Here is a 23878-nt window from a genome sequence, read left to right as displayed (position 1 = left end):
AAATAAAGAAGAAAGTAAAAAGGCTCCATCGGAGCCTTTTCGGTATTTGTCGTTAGTTTTCGGTTTGCACTGCGGGTTGGCGTGCTGGGTGTTTGATAAACACCGCAACAACAGCCGCTATCGCTAATGCAAAGCAGTAGTAAGAATTAGCAACTACTTCAAGTGGCGATAGGTTGAATACGGAACCTAGCAGCAGTACTTGAGCACCGTAAGGCAACACGCCTTGCACCACGCATGAGAAAATGTCTAACAAGCTTGCTGAGCGGCGAGGAGAGACATTATTCTCTTCCGCCAGTTGGCGAGCAACGCTGCCCGATACAATGATGGCTACGGTGTTGTTCGCCGTACAGCCATTGACTATCGACACCAAGCCTGCGATACCTAGCTCACTCGCGCGGCTGTTGGCATGCTTAGAGTGGCTAGAGCCAAACGCGTGGATAAGGCTGCTAACGAAATTGGTTAGGAAAGCAAGACCGCCTTGACGACGCATCAGTTCACTCAAACCACCAATTAGCATGGACAACAAGAAGATCTCTTGCATGTTACCAAAGCCTTTATAAACGTCTTGGGCTAGATTAGTCAGTCCGTAATTGTCAATCGATGCCAAGCTCACGCCGCCAGTCAAAAGGATACCAATCGAAAGAACCACAAACACATTCACACCGGATACCGCTAGGATCAAAATAGTGATGTACGGCAAGACTTTTAGCCACTCAATATCGCCAGTTGCAGGCACTTGAGTCGCTGTACTGTTGAAAGCGAACACTGCAATCGCGATCAACGCCGCAGGCAAAGCAATACGAATGTTCTCTTTAAACTTGTCTTTCATCTCACAACCTTGAGAGCGTGTCGCCGCGATGGTGGTGTCAGAGATGATAGAAAGGTTATCACCAAACATAGCGCCGCTCAGCACAACGCCTGCGGTTAACGGTAAGCTCATTCCTGCTGATTCAGCAATCCCCAACGCTACGGGGGCAACGGCTGCGATAGTACCCATCGAAGTGCCCATCGCTGTTGCGATAAAAGCAGAAATCAGAAAAATGCCCGGCAAAATCATGTTGGTTGGAATTGCGGATAAACCAAGGTTCACCGTTGCATCAACACCGCCAGAGGCTTTTGCTACCGCAGCAAAAGCACCAGCAAGCAGATAGATCATACACATTGCGATGATGTCTGGGTGGCCAACACCACGCATGAAGTGTTCGATTGAGCGGTTAAGTTTCTCTTTACTTAAAAGAAACGCAATGATGATGGCTGGTAATACCGCGATGGGTGCAGGCAGCTGGTAGAAGGCAAATTCAACGCCTTGCAAAGATAAGTAAGTGCCTACGCCAATAAACAGCGCAAGGAATACAATCAATGGGATCAGTGCGACCGCAGAAGGTGCAACTGTTTTAGTTGTTTGTTGGGAACCGGACATGTAAACGACAATGTTAATAATAAGAGAGAAGAGCAGACTAATATCACATTTACGCATTGTCAACGTCTAGACGTCTAAATGGCCGTTTAAATTTTGCACGTAAAGAAAAAGATAAAAGCTCGTATTACGTATCTCACTGATACCACGAGCTTTAGTTATGCGCTAATGAAGAGACTGTCGTTATTGCATTGATTTGGCTTTTTTGCGTTTAACAATACCTAAAACCATCCACGTAAATAAGACAGCAGCAAATGCCCATACCAGATATTTGTATTCGGTGTACAGGTTGCTCAACACGCTTAAATGTTCAAATGCAAAGTGAGTTAACAAGCTGAATACCAATACCCAAACCGTCGCCGCGAGGGCGTTACCGAGCAAAAACTCTCTACGTGGCATTTTCGCGATACCGCACGCAAGAGGCATAAATTGCTTCATTCCTTCAATAAAGCGACTGACGACCAAGCACGTAGGGCCGTATTTCTGGATAGTCAGTTGAAGTGTTTGCATCTTCGGGCCAGAGATATAGCCTTTTTTATCCAACCAGCCTTCAAAGTAATAACCGATTAGGTAACCACAGGTATTCCCAAAAAAGCAGCTTAGCCACGATACCATCATAACCATACTTAGGTTCATGACTTGTTCTGAAGAGAGCAAAGATGCCGCGATCATCAGCGATTGACCAGGCATCGGTACACCTATCCCTTCTAGAAATATACTGACAATCAGCGCCAAGTAGCCGTATTGCTCGAGCAAAGGCTTCATTGACATGAGAAGTTCGTTAATGTGTTCCAAAAGCTTTCCCCTAATAAAAGCGGAACGAAGTTGGAGTGATACTCCGAATGTCCTACTGGGTCAATTCTTGTTTCTCACCGCTGAGAAAAACTGACATGCCTCTGATTATTGTGCGGAATCAATCTGCTGCTTGTTTTATTCGCCGCCACGCTCCCGTGTGGCGGCGAATAAGGCACACCATTATGACTCTTTAGCTTTAGTAAATGCGCCATACAAATCAAGACGTCGGTGACGTAAGTTGGTTACTGAGCCCTCGGTATTAAGTTGCTTCAACTTAGTCAAATCAACATCGGCGAAGATCATCATTTCGGTGTTGGCGCTTGCTTCTGTCAAGGTCGCATCGTGCGGGAAGTAGATATCCGACGGTGAGAATACGGCAGATTGTGCGTACTGGATGTCCACGTTATCAACACGAGGTAAGTTACCAACACTGCCACCGATTGCAACATAGCATTCGTTTTCAATGGCACGCGATTGGGAACAAATTCGTACTCGTTGATAGCCATTTTTTGTGTCCGTCCAGAAAGGAACGAATACAATTTGTGCGCCTTGTTCTGCTAACATTCTTCCCAACTCTGGGAATTCGCTGTCATAACAAATCAGTATGCCGACTTTGCCCGCATCGGTTTCGAACACTTGAACATTGTCACCACCGTCGATCACCCAGTCTCTTTGTTCATGAGGCGTGATGTGGATTTTATATTGAGCGTTAATTTCACCATCTCGTTGCAGCAAGTAGGCCACATTATACAGTTTGCCATCTTCGATAACGGGCATACTGCCTGCAATAATGTTGATGTTGTAGGTGACCGCCATCTGCGAGAAACGGTTTTTGATCTCTTCTGTAAAGCTAGCCAAAAAGCGGATTGCTTCAACGGAATTTTTGTCGTTTTGCAAGCCCATCAGCGGTGCGTTAAAGAACTCAGGGAATAGGGCGAAATCGGCTTTATAGTTCGCAAGAGAAGAGATGAAGAACTCAGCCTGATCGAGCAAATCCTCCAGGTCATTCATCGCGCGCATTTGCCACTGTACGACACCAATCCGAATCAGCGTTTTTTCTACATCGTGTACGGATTGAATATCCTCTTCGTAGAAAAAGTTATCCCACTCCAGCAGTGTCGCGTAACCTTTAGAAGCGCTATCCTCTGGCAAGTAGCCGCGCATGATTCGTTTTACATCGAAGTCGTTAGCAAGCTGAAAAGACAAAATAGGGTCATGAAGCTCACGGCGTTTTACTTTGTCGATGTACTCTGCAACGCTCAGTTCATCTGCGTATTGGTGGTAATTAGGAATGCGACCACCGGCTAAAATGGCTTTGAAGTTCTTACTACGGCAAAGCTCTTTACGCGCATCATATAAACGGCGACCTAAACGTAGCCCTCGATAGTCTGGGTGGACAAATACATCGAGACCATACATTGCATCACCGGTTACTTGATTCTGTATGACGTTGTTTTCGGTAATGATGTCGGTATACAGGTGAGGAAGAGAGAAGCGGTTGTAGTCCACTTTAATGGTTAATGCTGCACCGACTATTTTGCCGTTATCCTCAATACAGATTTGGCCATCAGGAAACTGATGAATGAGATCCATAATCGTCAGCCGTGGCCATGAGCCGCCAACATCAGGAAACACTAAGTCCATTAGTTCTGCAAGCTCAGGGTAATCCGTTGGCTCAATGGTACGTAATGAGAGTTTGGGCGAATTGCTGTCCATATCTTTCAATCCATTTATCCTTTTGAAACAGTGTTAATGAGAATGCCACAATTTGGAGTAGACAGATACTGAAGTCTTTGAGTTGTTTTGGTTTACCAAAAGCATTTCAAGAAAACAATATTAGCTTAGTTTGCTCTTCAACCATTCGTAAAACGCCGCCACTTTCTTAGCCGATAGGCGATAATTAGGGATCATCACGTAATAACCATAACCACTCTGTAAAGATAGGTTGAGAATACGTTGGATATCCCCTCTTAAAATGGAATTCTGCGCCATAAAATCAGGAAGTAAGGCGAGTCCTTTTCCCATTTTGACGGCTTCGTAAGCTAGGTAAAAATGTTCAAAGCCTACAGAGTGATAGGTAACGGTTGATTCTACTGCATGTGCAGCCTTAAATTGCTCCCACAACTGAGGACGAGTGATTTGAGGTATCAGCGGATAGTCGCTAACAGCGTGCACATTCTTGAGTGCAGGAGCGTTAGTACAACCGACTAATAGTAGTATTTCTTCGCATAGTAAGTGGCTGTATTCATAATGCGTGGACAATGGAAGACAACGAATATGCAAGTCGTTTTCACCGCTTGAACCTTTGACGTTCCCATCTCCGGTACAGATTCTGACACGGATATTGGGATGTCGCTGGTGGAAGTCATCAATATGAGGTACCAACCAAAGGCTAGCGAAAGAAGGAGTAACATCCACGGTGAGCAATTCTTGCTTTGAATCTGATTGGATTAAGTTAGCGGTTGCATTCTGAATAAGTTCTAGTGCTTCTGTGACTTGCGGTAGGTAGCGTTTTCCTTCCTCAGTTAACTCAATACCATTCGAGCCTCTTTGTATTAAAGGTAAGCCCACTAGTTGTTCAAGCGCGGCGATTTGTTTGCTTACTGCGCTTTGTGTAATGCATAGGGCATCCGCCGCTTTAGAGAAGCTGAGGTAATTTGCAACCGCGACAAACGTCCTTAATGCTCGGATAGAAGGGTACTCACTGCCTTTTAACATACTTCAGTCCCATGGAGATAGCCTCTTCACAGAGTAGGAGATTTACCTATTGAAGCAAAGAGAGAAAAAGCCGATGTGTGATTACCTTCCTTACTCGTTCATAAAGAATCCAGACCAAAAATTAAGAATCCTAAATATAATGGGTATGTAAATAATTGATGATTGGGGTTTGTTTATTGATTTCTCATATCTTTTGAAAAAACTACAAATAAAATAGAATGTTTTACATCATTAGTATTTACACAAATCTAATATTGTTTTCTCAAGGTAAATAAAACGGTATAACTTTTATTTTTGTTGTTTTAATTTCAAAATAATGTCAATTTTTTATAAAGTAGAAAATGTTTTTCATTAAATTAAAATTGGCATTGCATTTGCTTTGTATAATTCGAACTTTCAATGGCACTTATATTAGGAGAACGAAATGAAAAGCAATGTTGTTACTTTGATTGGCCTTTTTTCTTTAGCAACGTTTAGTACTTTATCTCACGCAGCGGACTCCAAAGATCATGGTGTTTATGTCGGCGCCAACTATGGTTACTTAAAAGTTGATGGACAAGATGACTTTGATGATGACAGCTATGCTATTCAAGGTTTGGTTGGTTACCGTTTTAACCCTTACTTAGCGTTAGAGGGCGGTTACATTGACTTTGGTAGCTATGGTAATAACCTAGCAAATGCCGAAACGGACGGTTACACCGCAGCACTAAAAGTTACAGCCCCTATTGCTGATCGTGTCGATCTTTACGCAAAAGGCGGTCAAATGTGGTACTCGACGGATTACAACGTTGCGGGCTTCCAAGGCAACAAAGATGACGAAGGTGTATTCGCTGGTGCCGGTGTTGGTTTTAAAGTTACTGATAACTTCTTAGTTAACGCAGAATATATGTGGTACGACGTAGAACTGAATGCAGAGAACGTCGCGAATGGTGCAAGCACAAAAACTGATTTTAACCAAGCATCGCTAGGTGTGGAATATCGCTTCTAATATTGTTAACCATGTTAAACCCAATAAAAATGCGAAGCTAAATGGCTTCGCATTTTTATTTTTTAAGAGATTTAATTATCTGCATAAAATTACTAATGAATAAAATATTTATAAAGTTGGAAGTGTTGATTATTAGAGATCGTCTGCTTATTTTTCTATAGGCTATAAAAGAAGCCGTGCACTAATAGAAAGTAACATCGTAAAAGTAGATCGTGTACTGTTGCAACATAAGTACGGATAGCAGATACAAAAAAGGCCACCCGAAGGTGGCCTTTTCCAAACGTTTGGTGGGCTGGCGTCATCTGAAATGGCTACTTAATAGTATGATTTTAAAGGAGTTGTAGTTTGTTCAGATTTTTAAGTACTACTACTGGTACTACTAAGAGATTGTGTTGGTCCATGTGACAACTGAATTCCACCAGCTCTATTCAGAATGGATAAATTATTCTTCATCGTGTGCAGGCGAGCTAGAAGTCAATTCAAAAATCACATAGGCATATATTACCGAACTGAACATATCAATCAGCCGCGAGGTAATGACATGCAAAACGAACCAATAAGGCTTATCACTCTACGTGAGGTTATTGAACTAACAAGTCTATCAAGATCTTCTATTTATAAATACATAAGTGAGAATAAATTCCCTCAACGGATCTCTGTTGGCGAACGATCAGTAAGATGGGTCGAAAGTGAAGTTCAAGAATGGATTAATAGCAGGGTAGCTTTGCGTTAAGATTTAGGGAGGATATATCTCTCCCTAAAACTAACTATTGGGAAATGATTTCTTTATATTTCTCGTCAATTATATGCTCTATCGTTTTAGTATGGCTTTTGGAAATATTTTTAGATATAAGCTCAAGCTTTTTCAAAGTAGCATTGTTTAAGTTGAAGTTTTCGATTTTTAAACTATCTCGATATAGTTTCTGCTTCCATGACTTCTTCATTTTTGCAATTAGAGATTTTTTATCTATGTTATAAATTATAGATTTATCATGTTCACTCCATAAATCTAGTGCACTTATAATAACGTGATACATTTGACATTTGTTAGTGTGCACAGGTATGAAGTCTATTGATATTGTGCTTTTATATAGATAATCAATTATCCATTGTAGCTGCTCTAGATTATTTTCATTAATCCAATTGTACTTTTCTTTTTTTGCTATATCAGACCAAATAAGATAAATATTACTTATAAGTTTTTCTTTTTCATCGATAGTAAGGTTAACGTCATCGATATAATTAATTATTAATGTATGTATTTCATTTATATTACAAGGGTTGTTGTGTGGCTTTAATTTCGCATAGACTAATTCTTCATTAAAAAAATTAACTCCAAAAATTGTTGAGAAACTCATTAAAGAGTTTGATTTTTTATCTGAAAAAATGCTTGGATTATATTCGATTGTTTGTTTGTTTGATTTTATCTTTATTATCTAACCTGAAAAAAGACCAGATAAAATAACATAATCTTTTATTTTCTTTTTCTATCCAGCTCAATTTATTATCTGGTATAAGGTTTGTTTCTGCTTCCCTCTTTAATGATAGTAAGTCTTGTTTAATGTCTTGATTCTCTTTCTCCATAATCTTTGTTAGGAGGTTGTTTATATTATCTAGTCTGAAATCTATATCCGCATTGTCATAGCTTTTGCTCTCTCCATTTACAAAATATGAGAACTTTTTTTCATAGTATCGGAGTTTTCTTAGGTTAGCGGTTTTTATTTTCATGATTCAATTTACTGTCTTTTTGGGTATCCTTTTTGTAGTAATTGTGTAGTAAATTGATAGTTTTTGTATGTGATTACTGTAGAAAAATAGAGTAAAAAATGTAAGGTTTAAGTGTTGTTTTTCAATGAATGACTGGTGTGTAGGCTTTCTTAATGGAAAAATCTCTTGGTTTTCTTATTGGCTTGTAAGTAAGACGATAAATGTTACAGCGTGATTTTTTTCCGGAGTGGAGTGGTTGGTGTTGAGATAGTAGAAGGCAGTAGATATATAACTCTGGACTGTTCACTCGTAACGTAATGTGATTGGTATAGTAATATATAGATCTACTAATATATAGATCTACTAATTATATATAGATCTACTAATTATATATAGATCTACTAATATATAGATCTACTAATATATAGATCTACTAATTATAGGTTAGGTAAGTTTAACTAATTAAAAATTACAGTAGTAGATACCTCTATGAAGAGAAACTAACTATAGAGGTTAACATGCATAAAAGACTATTCACTAATACCAATCTATCATTGTTTGAGGATGAGTATTATAAAAATATTCCAGTGCTAACGAATTCTGGCCCTTTATCTGAACCATATTTAGAAAAGATAAAATCTGTATTTGATAAGACTCTAGAAGAGTATTCTAGAGTGTATGTATTAAGGTTTGACTTACGTTTTCCTCAGGGATGCTTTACGTTTGATTCTGACCATATATCGAAATTCATTGAGTCAATAAAAGCAAAGATGGATGCTGACTTGAATAGAAAAAATAAGAAAGGAATGTGTCATCTAAGATATGTATGGGCTAAAGAGCAAGACACCTCGGACAATCCACATTATCATGTTGCCATATTTTTAAATAAGGATGTGTATTTTGTTCATGGAGAACTAAGTGCTCATGAAGGAAACCTATCAGCAATGATAAGACAAGCTTGGGCTAGTTCATTAGGTTTGTCATTTCATGAGATTGTTGGATGTGTTCACTTTCCTAAACACTGTGGCTACTGGGTAGATAAAAATAGTATGTTTTTTATTGGGCAGTATAATGATTGCTTTCAAAGATTGAGTTATTTGGCTAAGGTTGAGACAAAGATATTTCAATGTGGACTGAAAAATTTTGGCAGTAGTAGGAGATAACTTCGGCATATCCGATTCGAAGAAAAAAGAAAGGTCAGTCCGGCCTTTCCTTTTTATTCCTTTAATTTGATATATATCGATAAACCCCATTGCTGGATGATATAACGATTTCATGGACTCGACATTTGGTGGTCGTAACATACCCTGTAGATTGGCCATATTGTAACCCTACCGGTTCATAAGCGTGCCAAACAACACCATTGAACTTCGACTTTACCTGTGTCTTTTTGTAATGAGGATTACTTAAGTTCTTAAGTAACTCGTCGGATTGATTGTATTTATTTTTACGGGTACTTATTTTTGGCATCTCAGGCCAAGCAAGTTGACAGTTACCGCGGTTAACATCAACTTTGTAGATTGTTGTGGAATCGAACAATGAAGTAATAAATAACTTTGTCTTTGTACCCCATTGCGTATTGATGTCTTTGAATTCGACTTTAAAACCTTCCGCATTTGCTGTATTTGTGAATAACAGGAGAGCAGCAGAGGCCATGATGAATTTTCGCATGTGTATGTCCTATTTATCTGATTTTAAATAACAATGATTGTCGAGCGCCGTTTATCATTTATGGCATCGATAGTACAAATCCATGTGTTAACTTGTGTCGTACCGACATCGATTGTTGGGCTATGGAAATATTGGGAATGGTATGTGTGACATGGTGGGCATAGGCGCACTGTATAAGCCTTAGTGCGCATTAGATGTCAATGTGAATAACTAGCATTGCTTTAACCTTCAGAAGCCAAATAGGTACTTTAGCCCTCCAGATAGAGCACCAACCATGCCGCCGACAAATCTCCCTACTTTTTCACCAGCAGTGCCGAACAGCATGCCTACTTCTTCACCGATATCTGCACCTTTGGTTGTGGAATCAACGATTGCTTCCCAAAAACTCTCGCGTGTTTTGTTGTTGTAGTCGATATGCTTATCGTCATCGCACCAATGGGTTTTCTCCGTCGATAGGGTCCTATCTGCGAGGATTACTCTTTTATTTTTTGGTAAATGTTCAACAATTAAAAACAGTAACTTGGAGAGGTTGTATGGACGCTGTTTCTCTTGGCCATCGGTATAGCCAGCAACGTAATAGATAGGGGCAATATTGACGCCTGTGGCTTCTTTGATGCGCGCTTGTACTGATGACACCTTTTCATCAAGAAAGCGTTCAGCTTGTGGTGTGGGGCGGTTGTGCTGGTGATCCCAAGCATGAGGCCCTTTGAGTGCTACGTCGGCTTGATTAATGGCAACAAGTAACCGTTGTTCTGGGTGTTGGCCAAGATTAGGAATAACCACATCATTAATGAGTTTGGTTGCCGTCCCTAAATCTCTTGTACTGCCATCGATAATGACGAGAACCAAATCAATCACTAGATCGCCTGCTAAGTTCGTCTCCTGTAATTTGTGCTTAATCGCGGATGCATGTTGGCGATCTTGTTTTATCCCATCGCCTAATCCGGGACTGTCCCAAAGCACCATGTTGTTCAAAGTGTAATTTGAGATTACTGATGTTTGAGGATCGCATCCGGTTCCTACTTTAGCCATCGACATATCGAACAAAGCGTTAATCGTGCTGCTTTTACCAGCTCCTGTAGCACCAGTGATTAATAGGTTGAGTTGTGTGTTTTTGAGGTGATCCAGGTTACGCAGCAGTACTGTGCGTGCTTGGTTACTCAGGGAGGCCTGTTCAACGGCTTGAGCGATGATGTGTAATAGGTTGTCATGCTGGTTCATGTGGTTTTCCTTAGGGGGAATGTATGGCTTTGGAATTGAGTGCGTAAAAATTACAGATAGCGACTCCCTTATGAAGAAGAACTCATGAGGAATGAAAAATGAAACTAATTCGACAAAAAGAAGTAACTGAGATGACTGGTGTTAGCCGTGCAAGCGTGTACAAATTAATGGCTGTTGGTCGCTTCCCTAAATCGGTTTCGTTAGGCGAGCGAGCTGTTGCATGGGTTGAGAGTGAAGTGCAGGAGTGGATTTTAGAGAGAATTGCTGAGCGCGATGAACAGCAATCAGGTTATGCGAGTTCATCTAGCTCAGACAGTATTGTTTGCTAGTCTTTCTGTCAGGAATCTGGATTGGTGAGCAAGTGTCTTAGTGAGATAAGAGGAGTTGTTGCAAATTATCAAGAAAGGAATGATTGACGGGAGTTACTGAGGACTTATTTGTACTTCATCAAAGGCTCCCATGTTCACATAACTGATAAAGTTACGCTCCCACAATTGGTATAGGTCATCTATACCGGGTGACTGGATGCTTTGCCAACCGGTTGCAACGGTAAACGCGACTTGATTGCCAAAGTCGAAATCCAGACTACGTTCCAGCTCAGGATAATAGTTACCCATAAAGGCAAAATCGGTGATATAGAGAATATCAAAATGACCATCGCCGTTCCTTTGTAGACCGATCTCGACAGGATGAAAGCCACCATTCTCAGCACTATAGCTTGAATCTCTAAAATTCAAGGTAATGTGTGAGCTGGTGGCTGTTCCTTCTTTAGTTAGCTCTTGAGTAATCAGTGTATGTAGCTTTTCTGAAACGGATAGGGCGCAGGGGGTGAACTCAATAACTGGATTTATAGCGGCCATGGATTATCTCCTTACGGTTTAATACAAAGTGCGTTATCTGTGGTGTCTATGTGGTACTTCATGATGGTGAGGTTGATTTCATCGAATTGATGGTTATTGAGATGAGAAAGGAAAGCGCTTTGCCAGGCTTGAAAGAGCAGTTGGACTTTTGGTTGCTCTATCTCACAGTAGCCAATATCAGGTTGGTAGAATTGCCTCTTGATACTGTCGAATAACAGCTCAACATCAAGGTTGCTTGATGTCGGCTCTTCATAAGCAAAGCTTGCGATTAAGCATAAGTGCCAGAGATTGTCTTTCGGTTTTCGTTCCAGTTGAATTTCTGATGGATGAGGCCCCAAACGGGTATGAAAATAGTCTTGGTGATTGAAGATAATAGCAAGCTTGGTGGTTATATGGTCGGCGCGATTAAGTTGGCGTGTAAGCACTGAAGAAAGTTCTGGTGCAATTATTAGATGTGGTGGCTGGAGTAATTGAGGGGTCATAGATACCCCCGCTCAGCAAATGAAATCGGCTCTTTTCCCACAACAATATGATCTAAAACGCGAACATCAATCAGAGCGAGTGCATCTTGTAAGCGTTTCGTGATCTGTCGATCTGCCTGTGAAGGTTCGGCATCACCGGAAGGGTGATTATGAGTAAAAATTACGGCTGCGGCGTTGGCATTTAATACGGCTTTGACGACTTCTCTAGGGTAAACACTGGCTGAATCAATCGTACCCCAAAACAGCTCTTTGAAGTCCAGCATATGGTGTTGATTGTCTAGTAACATTACTGCAAAAACCTCTCGCTCATAGCTACCTAATTTGCAAGACAAGAAGTCTTTTGTCGCATTCGGATTACAATATTGATCACCTCTGAAGCCGCGTGCTGCAAGGATTTCTGCGGCCGCGTCGAGCACCCTGTCTGCTGTCACAGGACCTTCAAAAAAGTAGTTGTTTTTATGCATAGTGAGCTCCTAGAAATGAATTGATTAGGGTATGCATGAAGGTGATATATATCTGAATTTATTTATGGGAATGGTGTTAAGCTGGCTACAGCTTATAGGAGTAACGTTAGTGTTCTGATTGTTTGATTTTGAGTCTTTTGTCCTATGCTTGTCGAACGAATTACTACATTACACTTGCAACCCTTAAGCCACTTAGCTAATTTAGCTAAATTTTCTAATCTCAATCTGAGTAAGATGCCTTGAACGAGCAAAAAATCTACGATTGCATCAAGCTGGCTCTTAAAGAAGCTCCGCGCAACCAATACACCGCAGAACTGCACTTACAGATGATCAAATATGCCGATGAACTTAAGCACATCACCGCTAAAGAGTTTTGCGATGAGGTAGGTCTTCGCCAGAGCTTTGGTACGGAGTTCAGCAAGATGCGAAACCTCACTAAACGGCTGAAAGCTGCTGGGCTTGATACCAACCAGCTCTAACAAAATTGAAAAACAGAAGACGTATTAACGGAAGCCCTTATGGCCATTAAAAAAACAGAACTATATTCTTCTCTCTGGGCAAGCTGTGACGAGCTGCGTGGAGGAATGGACGCCAGCCAGTATAAAGACTACGTCCTTTTCATGCTGTTTATTAAGTACATCAGTGACAAGTATGCAGATTCAGATGACTTTGCTCCACCGGTAATAATACCTAAAGGAGCTAGTTTTAAAGATATGTTAGCACTTCGTGGTAAAGATGATATCGGTGATAAAATTAATACCCAAATCATCCAGTCTCTCATTAATGCTAACGCACGACTTGCAAGAAGTGATTTCCCTGATTTTAATGATCCTAATAAGCTTGGGGAGGGAAATGCTAAAGTAGAGCGTCTGACTAACCTGATTAATACTTTTAACGATCCCAAGCTCGATTTCTCTAAAAATCGAGCCGATCATGATGATATCTTGGGCGATGCCTATGAATACTTGATGCGTCATTTCGCTCAAGACAGCGGTAAAAGTAAAGGACAGTTTTATACACCTTCCGAAGTCAGCCGAGTGCTTGCTAAGGTTTTAGGTCTCAACCCTAAAAACGCAGTAGCAGCAACGACGGTCTATGACCCAACGTGTGGTTCAGGCTCACTGCTGCTAAAAGTTGCAGCAGAAGCAGGTAAACACATCACTCTGGAAGGCCAGGAAAAAGATGTAACGACGGCCGGTTTGGCACGTATGAACATGATTCTCCATAATTTCCCGACGGCGAACATTCAGACAGGCGATACCCTAGCATCACCGAAGTTTAAGGAAGGAGAAAGACTGCGCACTTACGATTATGTTGTCGCTAATCCTCCATTCTCGGATAAAAAGTGGAGCACTGGACTTACGCCATCTAACGATCCGTATCAGCGTTTTGAATGGGGCGAACCACCTGCCAAGCAAGGTGATTTCGCATATTTGCTGCATATCATTCGTTCTATGAATAATAGTAAAGGAAAAGCTGCGTGTATTTTGCCTCATGGCGTTTTATTCCGTGGGAATGCAGAAGCTACGATTCGCAAAGAACTTATTCGTTCAGGGATACTTAAAGGCATTATCGGTTTACCTGTAAACTTGTTCTACGGCACAGGTATCCCTGCCTGTATTTTAGTGCTTGATAAAGAGAACGCGGCAGCACGAAAAGGCATTTTCATTATTGACGCTTCAAAAGGCTTTATTAAAGATGGCAATAAAAATCGCCTGCGCGAGCAAGACATCCACAAAATAGTCGATACTTTCCGGAAAGGCGAAAAGGTTAATGGTTATGCGCGAATGGTACCATTGGAAGAAATTGCCAATGAAAAGAATAACTACAACCTGAATCTACCACGATACATTGATAGCGCTGATTCCGAGGATATTCAGGATATTGATGGTCATCTACGTGGCGGTATTCCTCAAAGGGATATTGACGCACTACAGTCGTATTGGAAGGAAATGCCAGGACTACGCCATAACCTATTTGAAAGTGCTGGGCGTAATGGTTACTTACAACTCCAAATGCCAATCGCAGATATCAAGTCTACAATTTTAGATCACACAGAATTCACCGCATTAAAACAAACTATTGCTGCTCGCCTGGTTTCCTGGTCTCAAAGCAACATTAGTAGGCTAAAGCACTTCGATAAAGATGAACAGCCTAAAGAGCTGATCGATACGGTGTCTGAAGAGTTATTAAGCTCTTTCCGCGGAGCTCCACTGTTAGACTGTTATGATATCTATCAGCACCTTATGGACCTGTGGGCAAACAGTATGCAGGATGACTGTTATATCATTGCTGCTGATGGCTGGAAGGCAGAACCTCGACGCATTGTTGAAGAAGTAAAAAGTGGTAAAAAGAAAGGTGAAATACAGGATAAAGGGTGGACCTGTGATCTTATCCCTAAACCTTATATCGTAGCGCGCTATTTTGCTAAAGAGCTGGCAGAAATTAACAGTTTGCAGGCGAAGTTAGATGAAATCACCGTTAGTTTAGAGGCATTACAGGAAGAACATGGTGTTGATGATGGAGTGCTGAAAGATGTTTCTAGCAAAGGAGATGCACAAGAAGCTTACATTTCTGCCTTGACAGCCGTTTGGAGTGAAGATGATAAGCAGGCCTTTAGCCGTTATAGCAGCTTGGTAGAACAAGCTGCAGCACATTCGGCTGAGCTGTTAACCTTGACTGATCATCACTTGATATCAGTTCTTAAAAATAAAAAAGGCAAATTAACGCTAAAAGCCGTTAAAGACCAGCTATCTGTCGCTTATGATGCAGAAGAAATACAAGTACTACAGTCTTTCCTCGCTGCAGACCAAGCACAAAAGCAAAAAAGCAAGCAGGCTAATACATTACTTAAGCAAGTAGAAGGTGGCTACTTAACGCTGCTAAAACAACAGCCTGACGCTGCAAAACTAGTGGATTTACAAGTCGCCATTCAGTATATAGCGTTACTGGATAAGCAAAGCAGCCTTAAGAGTCAAATTAAAGTGTTAGAGGCAGAGCTGGACGATAAGGCATATGCCCAGTATTCGAAACTTACTGTTGATGAAATTAAAACCTTAGTCGTTGACGATAAGTGGATAGCAACTTTGACACAAAATATAGATGCGGAAATCGAAAATGTGTCACAGCGCTTGATGATCCGTATCCGTCAATTAGCTCAACGTTATGCGAATCCTCTGCCAAAACTTGTTGAAACAGTAAGGCTATTCTCGGACGTCGTTGAAAAGCACCTTTCTAACATGGGGGTTGTAAAATGACCCAATGGAAAACGGCCCCACTTGGGGAAATAATCACTTTCCAGCGTGGGTATGACTTACCTCAACGGCTTCGACAAAATGGAGAAATACCAATCATTAGTTCGGCAGGTGTCATTGATTATCACTGTAAGGCTATGGTTGATGCTCCTGGAGTTGTTACAGGTCGATATGGCACGATTGGTGAGTTATTTTTTATTAATGAGCCTTTTTGGCCATTAAATACGACGTTATTTATTCGTGATTTTAAGGGCAATGATCCTAAATTTATTTACTACTTACTTCATCAATTTGATTTCCAATCATTTAGTGGGAAAAGCGGTGTACCTGGTGTAAATCGAAATGATTTACACGAAGAAATTGTCAGCATACCAAGTAGTGTTGTCGAACAGCGGGCCATCGCTAAGGTCTTATCCGATGTAGACGGCCTTATCACAAGTTTGGGTGAGCTAATAACTAAGAAAAAAGATCTTAAGCAATCGGCTATGCAGGAGTTGCTTACAGGAAAAAATCGATTACCTGAATTTGAGGGAGAATGGCGTACAGTAGAGCTGGGCGAAATCATTAATCACTGCTCTAGTGGTGCTACTCCGTATCGCGGTAGATCTGAATTTTATGATGGTGATGTGAAATGGATTACTAGTGGTGAGCTTAACTATAACGTCATATATGACACTATTGAGCATATATCGCACGAAGCTACCATTAAAACGAATTTGAAAATTCACCCTGTAGGTACATTTTTGATGGCTATCACTGGCTTAGAAGCGGCTGGTACAAGGGGAGCGTGCGGGATTGTTGGCTCGCCCGCGACCACAAACCAGTCATGTATGGCCATTTACCCATCTGATGAACTGAAAGTTGAGTATCTCTATTACTACTATGTGTATCGTGGTAATGAACTCGCTATTAAATATTGTCAAGGCACTAAGCAACAAAGTTATACTGCTAAGTTAGTTAAAAAATTACCTATTGAGATACCTCCAACGGTAGAAGAACAAGGCGCTATTGCAGCTATTCTTTCTGATATGGACTCTGAAATTGAGACTCTTGAACAACGCCGCAATAAAACCTTAGAGCTAAAACAAGGTGTGATGCAAGAGCTGCTGACTGGTAAAACACGCTTGGACAACAAGGAGATTATTGGTGTTTGATAAACCACATCTGGAACGTGTAACTCAAGAGCGTGTTATTGCCCTTTTCTGCGACAAAAACTGTCCGGACTACTTAGGATATGAGTTTCTCGGTAACTGGTCAAAACGCGCCAATAACCGAAGTATCGAAACTGAATTAGTAAAAGCCAACCTGAAGAAGCGCGGTTATTCTGAAGATTTAATTGCCGCAACATTACAAAGACTCGAAGTGGCAGCTGACGGTACTGGGGTTACCCCCTACCAGGCCAACATGCGCACCTATAACTTACTGCGCTATCCTATTCAGGTTCAGGTTGCGGCCGGTCAACCTCACCAAGATGTCAAACTTATCGATTGGGAAAAACCAGATGATAACGATTTTGCCATTGCAGAAGAAGTCACGTTAAAGGGCGGTTATGAACGCCGCCCTGATCTTGTTCTCTACATTAATGGTATTGCGGTTGCCGTTATTGAACTCAAAAGAAGCTCTGTCGATATTGCTGATGGCGTACGCCAGCTGATTACCAATCAGGAAGCCATTTTTAATCAACACTTCTTTACCACGATACAATTGGTGTTGGCAGGTAATGACTCCCAAGGACTTAAGTATGGCACCACGGGGACGCCTGAAAAGTTTTTTGTCCAGTGGAAAGATGAAAATCGTGATAGTGAACTACCTGACGAAGTCGCCCATAAGGCTATCCAGTCGGGAGAATATTTGGATAAGCCTTTGGCACAGATGTGCAGTAAGGGCCGTTTACTCGATTTAATTCGCAACTTTGTTATCTTTGATGCGGGGCAAAAAAAAGTACCAAGGCAACATCAGTACTTCGGGGTAAAAGCAGCACAGGTCCGTATTTGTCAACGTGAAGGTGGGGTAATTTGGCACACTCAAGGAAGTGGTAAAAGCATTCTGATGGTACTGTTAGCCAAGTGGCTAATGGAGTTTGATCCAGACGCACGAATTCTTATCGTAACTGACCGAGATGAACTTGATAAGCAAATCGTCGGGGTAATGCGTAATGCAGGTGTGATTTCTGAAGATTCACCCTCCCCAAGAATTACAAAGCGCTCTCAATTCAAAGAGAAACTAAAAGCATCCACTCCACGTCTTTTATGTGCGCTTATACATAAGTTTGATACTACTGATTTGAAAGGTAAGGTGCCACCTATCAGTGGACGTTTCTATGTTTTTGTTGATGAGTGCCATCGTACACAAGGTGGCGATATGAACAAACAGATGAAGCGCTGGATGCAGAATGCCATATTTATCGGGTTTACTGGCACTCCTTTGTTACGAAAAGACAAAAAGACAACTCGCCAGGTGTTTGGTACTTATATTCATACATATAAATTCCACCAAGCTGTGGCAGACAAAGTCGTGCTGGATCTTAAATATGAAGCTCGTGATGTTCCGCAACGCCTTACAACACAAAAGGCTATCGATAATTGGTTTGATGAGAAAACAAAACATTTAAATAATTATCAAAAGGCAATTATTCGAAAAAAGTGGGCGACACTGGAAAAACTTATGAGTGCGGGAGAGCGTAAACAACGTATTATTGCCAGCATCATTGAAGACTTTAGCTTACGCCCAAGGCTGAATAATGATCGTGGAACTGCTATTTTAGTAGCAGCTTCTATCTACGATGCTTGCCATTATTATCGACTCTTTCAGAATTCAACTTTTGGTCAATACTGTGGCATCATTACATCCTATGAGCCCAACCACAATAAGATTTCTCGTGAGCCTCCGCACAGTGACGAGCGCTATAAATTCGATACCTACACAAAGTATGTACTTAATAATGCTCAAACAACAACTCAATATGAAGAAGAGATTAAGCGCCGCTTTATAAAGGAGCCAGCCAATTGCAAGCTACTAATTGTGGTTAGTAAGCTGTTGACTGGTTTCGATGCGCCTTCATGTACTTATATTTATTTAGATAATGAATTGCACGACCATAATTTATTTCAGGCTATCTGTCGAACCAATCGCCTGGATGGAGATGATAAAGATTATGGTTACATCGTTGATTTCAAAGAGCTATTTGGTGATGTGCAACATGCTATCTCTGTATACAGTTCAGATGAGCTGGACCTGGATGACGGTGGAGATATCGAGAATAACGTACAGATCAAAAACTGGCACGAAGAAGGTAAGAAGAAGCTCGAAGCCGCACGAGAAACGCTGAAGTATCTGTGTGAACCTGTTGTAGCACCGCGCGGCCTTGAACAGCATATTCTTTACTTTTGTGGAGATGCAAACAATCCAGATGCTTTAACCGAAACCGAACCTTTGCGTATTGCATTCTATAAATCGGTCACTAAGTTTGTACGCGCTTTTGCCGAGGTTTCCCAGGATCTGCAAGAAATTGGCTACAGTGAAAAACAAACTAAAGAGCTTAATCAAGATGTTGAGTTCTATGCCGACATCAGGGAAGCGATAAAACGTTACTCCGGTGAAGAGTTAGATATAAAACCTTATGAGTCAGATATGCGTCATCTCTTGAATACATACATTCAAGCTGAGCCAGTAGATCCATTAGGGGAAATCGACAAATATTCACTTGTAGAGCTCATTATTCAAACTGGCATTCATGATGCGATTGCCAAAAAACTGAACCAAAAAGGCAAGCTATCTAAAAATACAACAGCTGAAGGTGTTATTAACAATATACGTAGCATACTTGTGCGTAATCAGCTGACAGATCCTAAGTTTTACTCGGAGATGTCTGAGCTTCTGGATGAGCTGCTACAACAGAAGCGTGATGATACTGAGTCTTATGAAGAGTTTCTGCGTAAAGCTGAAGAATTAGTGAAGAAGCTTGCAAGTAAAGGAAATAACCATGATTATCCGATTATTCTTCATGGTCATGCTGGTGCGATTGCTATTTACAACAACTTGAACGACATTGAATCAGAAACTTTCGTTTGTCCAGATAATGAATTAGGAAGAGCAAATTTAGTATTAGAAATTAACAAGGCAATGCGAGAGCAAGCCCCAGCTGGATGGAAAGGAGATGATGCACGAGAAGCTCAAGTATTGAATGCTCTTTTCCCTTTAATGCAACGTGACCGGAAGGCGACTATCGCCATCTTCGAGATTATCAAAAAGCAGGAATGTTATTGATGTCGGAAGTCATTGCGCTGGGCGATATCCTAATTCAAGTGACTCGCAAAGATATTAAGAATGTGCATCTTACGGTGCACCCGCCTAATGGTCGAGTAACTCTGGTCGCACCAACTAACTCCCGTCTTGACATTGTTCGAGCTTACGCAATATCAAAACTTGGATGGATAAAGCAGCAGCAAGAGCAGTTTCAAGGTCAAGCCAGAGAGGCACCTCGTAAGTTTATAGAGCGAGAAACACATTATGTGTGGGGGATGCATCGTCTTCTGACTATTGTAGAAGACGACGTAAAGCCGTATGTCACTCTTGATCATAAAAGGATCATTTTGCATCTTCGTCCAGGTAGTAGTATGGAAAAGCGAGCAAAGCTCATTCATGAATGGCATAAGAGTTTGTTACATGATCTAATCCCTCAGCTTATTGCTAAATGGGAACCCAAGCTTGGGGTAAAAGTATCTGCTTACTACCTACAGAAGATGAAGACTAAATGGGGTAGTTGTAACCATGAATTGGGAAACATTCGCCTTAATACTGAATTGGTGAAAAAACCTAAAGACCTAGTTGAATATGTGGTAGTACATGAAATGATTCATTTACTAGAGCCTACCCACAATGAAAGATTTGTTTCTTTGATCTCAGAATATTACCCTTCTTGGAGGGAAGCACGGGTGGAGCTTAACGAATTGCCGTTATCTTCAGAGGTATAAATAAATCAGTGTAACTCTTCAAAAAACATTGGATTTTATGTCATAAAATCCTACTAATTTGTTGAAGAATGGCGATTGTCTATAGACTATCGCCATTTTTTATTTGGTTTATTTGTACCGCTTAAGACGAAGTCGTTTGGGCCCTTACTCTTTTACAGTATTGATTGAAATTTCAGGTTTTGGCCAGGTGTTTACCCTGTGTGTGGTTATTCTCAGTTATGTAATTTTATCAATGCTTATGGTTGAATATGGAAGCTATCACCCCCAATTAGATGTAGTAGCTTAAACATCTGATACTCGTGAGGGATATGTGCATGAAATTTGGTTTTTTCTTTGGAGCTGGGGCCGAGGTTGGGTACGGGTTGCCAATTGGTGGAAAGTTCGCGATTGACTTATTTCGGCAGGATGTTAGTGATCATAAGCAGGCTCTTAGGCAACAGTTACGTGATCTCGATCCATATACCCCTTACGTAACTGGATGGCTACCTGAAAAATATGCCACCCAGAGAATTCATGCATTTGGTAAAAACGAATTTACAAACCTTATAGAATCTTCGATCGAGTATCGTAAATCTGAGATCGTACGTAGACTGAATGATTTTGACGCTGAAGCTGAACGAGCGTTAGCTGACTTGGGTATCGAAAAACAAACGCTGATTGAAAAGTTTAATGAACAAATGGGCACAGCATTTGGAGAACACCTTTTCTCTACAGCTGTGCAAATGAATCCATTACTTGCAGACGAAGTCCGTCTTTTTAGTAGTGAAATGTATTCAGCTATATTAAGTGTATTGCGAACAAGGGAAGATGTTGCTGATCTTCAACGTTATGCAGGAGCTTTTCTGCAACTTTTGGTCGGAGCACACGGTCAAGAATTGGTACAACGATTAAATCAAGAACTTTTTGAGTCTGCGCCTGATGATATTCCTATTTTTGATGACGTGTCGGGCATGTTTAAAGTTGAGTTCAGTCAAGCTGGACTCAGTGCGCTGGAGCTTTTAATGGAGTCAAAGCGCCAGTATGATGTAGAAAATGGTTCAATTAGTGAGCTGTTGTCGGCTTTGTCACAGCAATTGCTAGAAAATATATTTACCACTGTCTTGGATTATCAGTCGTTGATAGACAGTCATTTTCGCTACCTATACTCTCCTCGCACCGAGTGGGCCAAGTTTTCAAAGATGGTGATTTTTCTTTGGGCTACTAGGAAATACATAAAAAATCAGTTAGAACAGGCTGGTGATTTACCCGAGAGTGGCTATTATCATGACTTACAAAGGTGCACTGAACTTGGAGTAGAGATAGCTGCAGTTGGCACCGCTAACTATAATAATTTGATTGAAACAGTTTCAACTCAATTAGGCTTTGCTATACCTGAAATTCATCACCTGAATGGTGGCGTTTGTGATTATTATAACCCTTATAAAAACTCGGTAATTTCTTGTGATGATGACGATGAAGTACCGACTGACCAAATCCATGTTCCTTTCATCCTCACCCAGAGTGGTTTAAAACCTCTTACTTCAGTTGATATGTCCCGGCGCTATGTAAGCTTATACGACAACTATTCAAACTGTGATGCAATAGTTGTTGTGGGATATGGCTTTAATATTGATGATAGCCATATCAATGGATTGTTTAGACAGCTAATTGAAGATGAAAGTAAACCTTTATATTGGGTATGCTTAAATATTGACGGAACGGCAGAAGAGCAAAAAAGAAAGCTTGTTCAGAAGCTTCGTATTAGTGCTGTGAATCGGAATAAGGTCCATGTGGTACCAGTGAGTCCAGATGTAAGATTATATACAGATGAGATTAACTGGTTGCAGTTCATCCACCACTCAGTTCAACAATCAATGTAGCAGCTAACTTATACAATTAGTTATTATTGTCTACTTAAACAAGTTATTGGGGAGCATATCCTATTTATGCTCCGCTTTAGCTGGTTGATGAAGAGTAAGGTTCTTACGCGAGTTGTTTCTTGGATGAATACTCAACAGCTGATGCGTTATCTATGTTAGCTTAACAGTCATTTACAACGCTTAAGTGTTTATTTATAGAGGATAAGCCAAAATTCCCAGTAGCTGCAGTATCAATGTGGTTACTCCACCATTCCATTATTTTTTTTTCGCCTTTCTAGATAGTTTGCACGGTTGTAGGCGCGACGTACTTCATTTCTGTCGCTGTGGGCCAATGCAGCTTCGATCACATCGGGATCGTGACCTTGCTCATTGAGAGTGGTACTGGCTAGTGCTCTAAGTCCGTGAGATACAAGGCGGCCACCAAAGCCCATGCGCTTTAGTGCCATGTTAGCGGTTTGGTCATGGGTATGTGTTTGTGGGTTTCTATCTGATGGGAAGATGAATTCGCGATGAAAGCTAATCGGCTTCATTACATCCAAAAGAGCCAATGTCTGTTGAGTTAATGGTACGATATGCTCTTTACGTTTTTTCATTCTACTCGCAGGGATAATCCATATAGCATTCTCGAAATCTATTTCTTTCCAACGAGCACCTGACGCTTCACTTGGGCGAACCATAGTGTGAAGCTGCCATTCAATGAGGCAACGAGTTGTGCGTTTTATGCTGGCATTGTTGATGGCCATCATAAGGTCAGGAAGTTCCTCTGGCCTCAGTGTTGGCATATGTTTTTTCTTAGGAGCTTCAAAAGCGGCTTTAATGCTTATCAAACGGTTAGCATCTACCAAGCCAGTATTAACGGCATAAGTCATAATTTCGTTTAAACGCTGTGATAACCGTTTAATGGTCTCTAAGTTGCCTTTGTGAGCTAAAGGCTTCATGGCATCAATAGCGTGATGTGGGCGTAAATCATGAATTGGGATGGTCCCCAGAGAAGGGAAGATATGCAGTTTTAATGAGTTCCAGATGTCGTCCGCATAGTCGGGCGTCACTTTTTTTTAAGCACAAACCAGTCTTTGGCAACAACTTCAAGCGTTGTTCTACTCTTTGCTGCTTGAGCGGTGGCTTTCTCGATTTTATATTCCTTGGGATCAATGTTTTGAGTGAGCAGTTTACGAGCTTCATCTCGTTGGGCTCTAGCTTCTGCGAGAGAGAGCGTAGGGTATACACCAAAACTCAGGCTGGTACGTTTTTTGGTGTGAGGACGGTAGTAATCAAATAGCCATAGCTTGGAGCCGTTAGGTTTTACTCGCAATGCAAGTCCTTGCCCATCGGAAAGGTTATAAACTTTTTCTCTAGGTTTGGCCTGTTTGATTTCAGTGTTGGTCAGTGGTTTAGTCGTCCTTGCCATAGTAGTACCAATCTGCTCACTTTTTGTCGGTACTACTAAGCGTACTACTAAAAATTGGAGC

At 41.1% G+C, this 23878-nt stretch carries 21 protein-coding genes and 1 pseudogene; 10 read left to right on the top strand and 12 right to left on the bottom strand.

Features of this window, described 5'->3' with window-relative positions; genetic code table 11:
• Positions 1–52: 52 nt before the first annotated feature.
• The 4 genes from CBX98_RS19385 to CBX98_RS19370 all read right to left on the bottom strand — a co-directional run bounded on the left by CBX98_RS19385 (position 53) and on the right by CBX98_RS19370 (position 4930).
• Entirely contained in the window at positions 53–1420 is a 1368-nt protein-coding gene (locus CBX98_RS19385; protein WP_172605999.1) for a Na+/H+ antiporter NhaC family protein, read from the bottom strand.
• A 180-nt stretch (positions 1421–1600) separates the two neighbouring features.
• The gene (locus CBX98_RS19380) at positions 1601–2188 is read right to left on the bottom strand and encodes a DedA family protein (protein WP_005391489.1); all 588 of its coding nucleotides are present in this window, start codon (positions 2186–2188) and stop codon (positions 1601–1603) included.
• Positions 2189–2392: 204 nt separating this feature from the next.
• Positions 2393–3928: a bifunctional GNAT family N-acetyltransferase/carbon-nitrogen hydrolase family protein gene (locus tag CBX98_RS19375; protein WP_005391488.1), complete on the bottom strand. Its 1536-nt coding sequence runs from the start codon at positions 3926–3928 to the stop codon at positions 2393–2395.
• 120 nt (positions 3929–4048) lie between these two features.
• Positions 4049–4930 carry a LysR family transcriptional regulator gene (locus CBX98_RS19370; RefSeq protein ID WP_109170029.1) on the bottom strand — a complete coding sequence of 294 codons (882 nt, stop codon included), beginning with the start codon at positions 4928–4930 and terminating at the stop codon, positions 4049–4051.
• Positions 4931–5354: 424 nt separating this feature from the next.
• On the opposite strand from CBX98_RS19370, the gene CBX98_RS19365 reads away from it, so the two are divergent.
• Complete coding sequence (locus CBX98_RS19365) at positions 5355–5918, top strand: porin family protein (RefSeq protein WP_109170028.1); 564 nt, start codon at positions 5355–5357, stop codon at positions 5916–5918.
• Between the two features lie 541 nt (positions 5919–6459).
• On the top strand, positions 6460–6651 hold the full coding sequence (locus tag CBX98_RS19360) for an AlpA family transcriptional regulator (RefSeq protein WP_109170027.1): 192 nt from the start codon (positions 6460–6462) through the stop codon (positions 6649–6651).
• A gap of 34 nt (positions 6652–6685) precedes the next feature.
• On the opposite strand, the gene CBX98_RS19355 is transcribed toward CBX98_RS19360, so the two are convergent.
• Both CBX98_RS19355 and CBX98_RS19350 read right to left on the bottom strand, forming a co-directional pair.
• Entirely contained in the window at positions 6686–7276 is a 591-nt protein-coding gene (locus tag CBX98_RS19355; protein WP_109170026.1) for a hypothetical protein, read from the bottom strand.
• Between the two features lie 37 nt (positions 7277–7313).
• Positions 7314–7646 carry a hypothetical protein gene (locus CBX98_RS19350; protein WP_109170025.1) on the bottom strand — a complete coding sequence of 111 codons (333 nt, stop codon included), beginning with the start codon at positions 7644–7646 and terminating at the stop codon, positions 7314–7316.
• A 497-nt stretch (positions 7647–8143) separates the two neighbouring features.
• Between CBX98_RS19350 and CBX98_RS19345 the strand changes: the two genes are divergently transcribed.
• Entirely contained in the window at positions 8144–8788 is a 645-nt protein-coding gene (locus CBX98_RS19345) for an inovirus Gp2 family protein (RefSeq protein ID WP_109170024.1), read from the top strand.
• Between the two features lie 61 nt (positions 8789–8849).
• Here the strand turns inward: CBX98_RS19345 and CBX98_RS19340 are convergent, their stop codons facing one another.
• Positions 8850–9296 (bottom strand): hypothetical protein, encoded by a 447-nt coding sequence (locus tag CBX98_RS19340; RefSeq protein WP_109170023.1) that lies wholly within the window; start codon positions 9294–9296, stop codon positions 8850–8852.
• Positions 9297–9524: 228 nt separating this feature from the next.
• Positions 9525–10517 carry a GTPase gene (locus CBX98_RS19335; protein WP_109170022.1) on the bottom strand — a complete coding sequence of 331 codons (993 nt, stop codon included), beginning with the start codon at positions 10515–10517 and terminating at the stop codon, positions 9525–9527.
• Between the two features lie 98 nt (positions 10518–10615).
• Between CBX98_RS19335 and CBX98_RS19330 the strand changes: the two genes are divergently transcribed.
• Positions 10616–10846 carry an AlpA family transcriptional regulator gene (locus CBX98_RS19330; RefSeq protein ID WP_109170021.1) on the top strand — a complete coding sequence of 77 codons (231 nt, stop codon included), beginning with the start codon at positions 10616–10618 and terminating at the stop codon, positions 10844–10846.
• 93 nt (positions 10847–10939) lie between these two features.
• Here the strand turns inward: CBX98_RS19330 and CBX98_RS19325 are convergent, their stop codons facing one another.
• Genes CBX98_RS19325 through radC form a run of 3 tightly spaced genes read right to left on the bottom strand, consistent with a single transcriptional unit; the run spans position 10940 to position 12323 of the window.
• Entirely contained in the window at positions 10940–11377 is a 438-nt protein-coding gene (locus CBX98_RS19325; RefSeq protein WP_109170020.1) for a DUF2787 domain-containing protein, read from the bottom strand.
• A gap of 11 nt (positions 11378–11388) precedes the next feature.
• Positions 11389–11859 (bottom strand): DUF2787 family protein, encoded by a 471-nt coding sequence (locus CBX98_RS19320; RefSeq protein WP_109170019.1) that lies wholly within the window; start codon positions 11857–11859, stop codon positions 11389–11391.
• The gene (gene radC / locus CBX98_RS19315; RefSeq protein ID WP_109170018.1) at positions 11856–12323 is read right to left on the bottom strand and encodes a DNA repair protein RadC; all 468 of its coding nucleotides are present in this window, start codon (positions 12321–12323) and stop codon (positions 11856–11858) included. The genes CBX98_RS19320 and radC overlap by 4 nt, the downstream gene beginning before the upstream one ends.
• Positions 12324–12562: 239 nt before the next feature.
• Between radC and CBX98_RS19310 the strand changes: the two genes are divergently transcribed.
• The 6 genes from CBX98_RS19310 to CBX98_RS19285 all read left to right on the top strand — a co-directional run bounded on the left by CBX98_RS19310 (position 12563) and on the right by CBX98_RS19285 (position 22409).
• Positions 12563–12802 carry a transcription factor gene (locus CBX98_RS19310; RefSeq protein ID WP_109170017.1) on the top strand — a complete coding sequence of 80 codons (240 nt, stop codon included), beginning with the start codon at positions 12563–12565 and terminating at the stop codon, positions 12800–12802.
• A 39-nt stretch (positions 12803–12841) separates the two neighbouring features.
• A complete protein-coding gene (locus tag CBX98_RS19305) occupies positions 12842–15580 on the top strand; it encodes a type I restriction-modification system subunit M (RefSeq protein WP_109170016.1) in 2739 nt (912 codons plus the stop codon).
• A complete protein-coding gene (locus CBX98_RS19300; protein WP_109170015.1) occupies positions 15577–16731 on the top strand; it encodes a restriction endonuclease subunit S in 1155 nt (384 codons plus the stop codon). The genes CBX98_RS19305 and CBX98_RS19300 overlap by 4 nt, the downstream gene beginning before the upstream one ends.
• On the top strand, positions 16724–19843 hold the full coding sequence (locus tag CBX98_RS19295) for a type I restriction endonuclease subunit R (RefSeq protein WP_109170014.1): 3120 nt from the start codon (positions 16724–16726) through the stop codon (positions 19841–19843). The genes CBX98_RS19300 and CBX98_RS19295 overlap by 8 nt, the downstream gene beginning before the upstream one ends.
• Complete coding sequence (locus CBX98_RS19290; protein WP_109170013.1) at positions 19843–20550, top strand: SprT family zinc-dependent metalloprotease; 708 nt, start codon at positions 19843–19845, stop codon at positions 20548–20550. The genes CBX98_RS19295 and CBX98_RS19290 overlap by 1 nt, the downstream gene beginning before the upstream one ends.
• A 314-nt stretch (positions 20551–20864) precedes the next feature.
• Positions 20865–22409, top strand: a complete 1545-nt coding sequence (locus tag CBX98_RS19285; protein ID WP_109170012.1) for a hypothetical protein — start codon at positions 20865–20867, stop codon at positions 22407–22409.
• A 160-nt stretch (positions 22410–22569) separates the two neighbouring features.
• Here the strand turns inward: CBX98_RS19285 and CBX98_RS19280 are convergent.
• Positions 22570–23817, bottom strand: a pseudogene (locus CBX98_RS19280) (integrase domain-containing protein).
• Between the last annotated feature and the right edge of the window lie 61 nt (positions 23818–23878).

Origin of the sequence: Vibrio sp. T9 (genome assembly GCF_003123985.1) — a bacterium.
GTDB classification, from domain to species: domain Bacteria; phylum Pseudomonadota; class Gammaproteobacteria; order Enterobacterales; family Vibrionaceae; genus Vibrio; species Vibrio diabolicus.
This window is presented reverse-complemented; position numbering and strand designations above follow the sequence as displayed.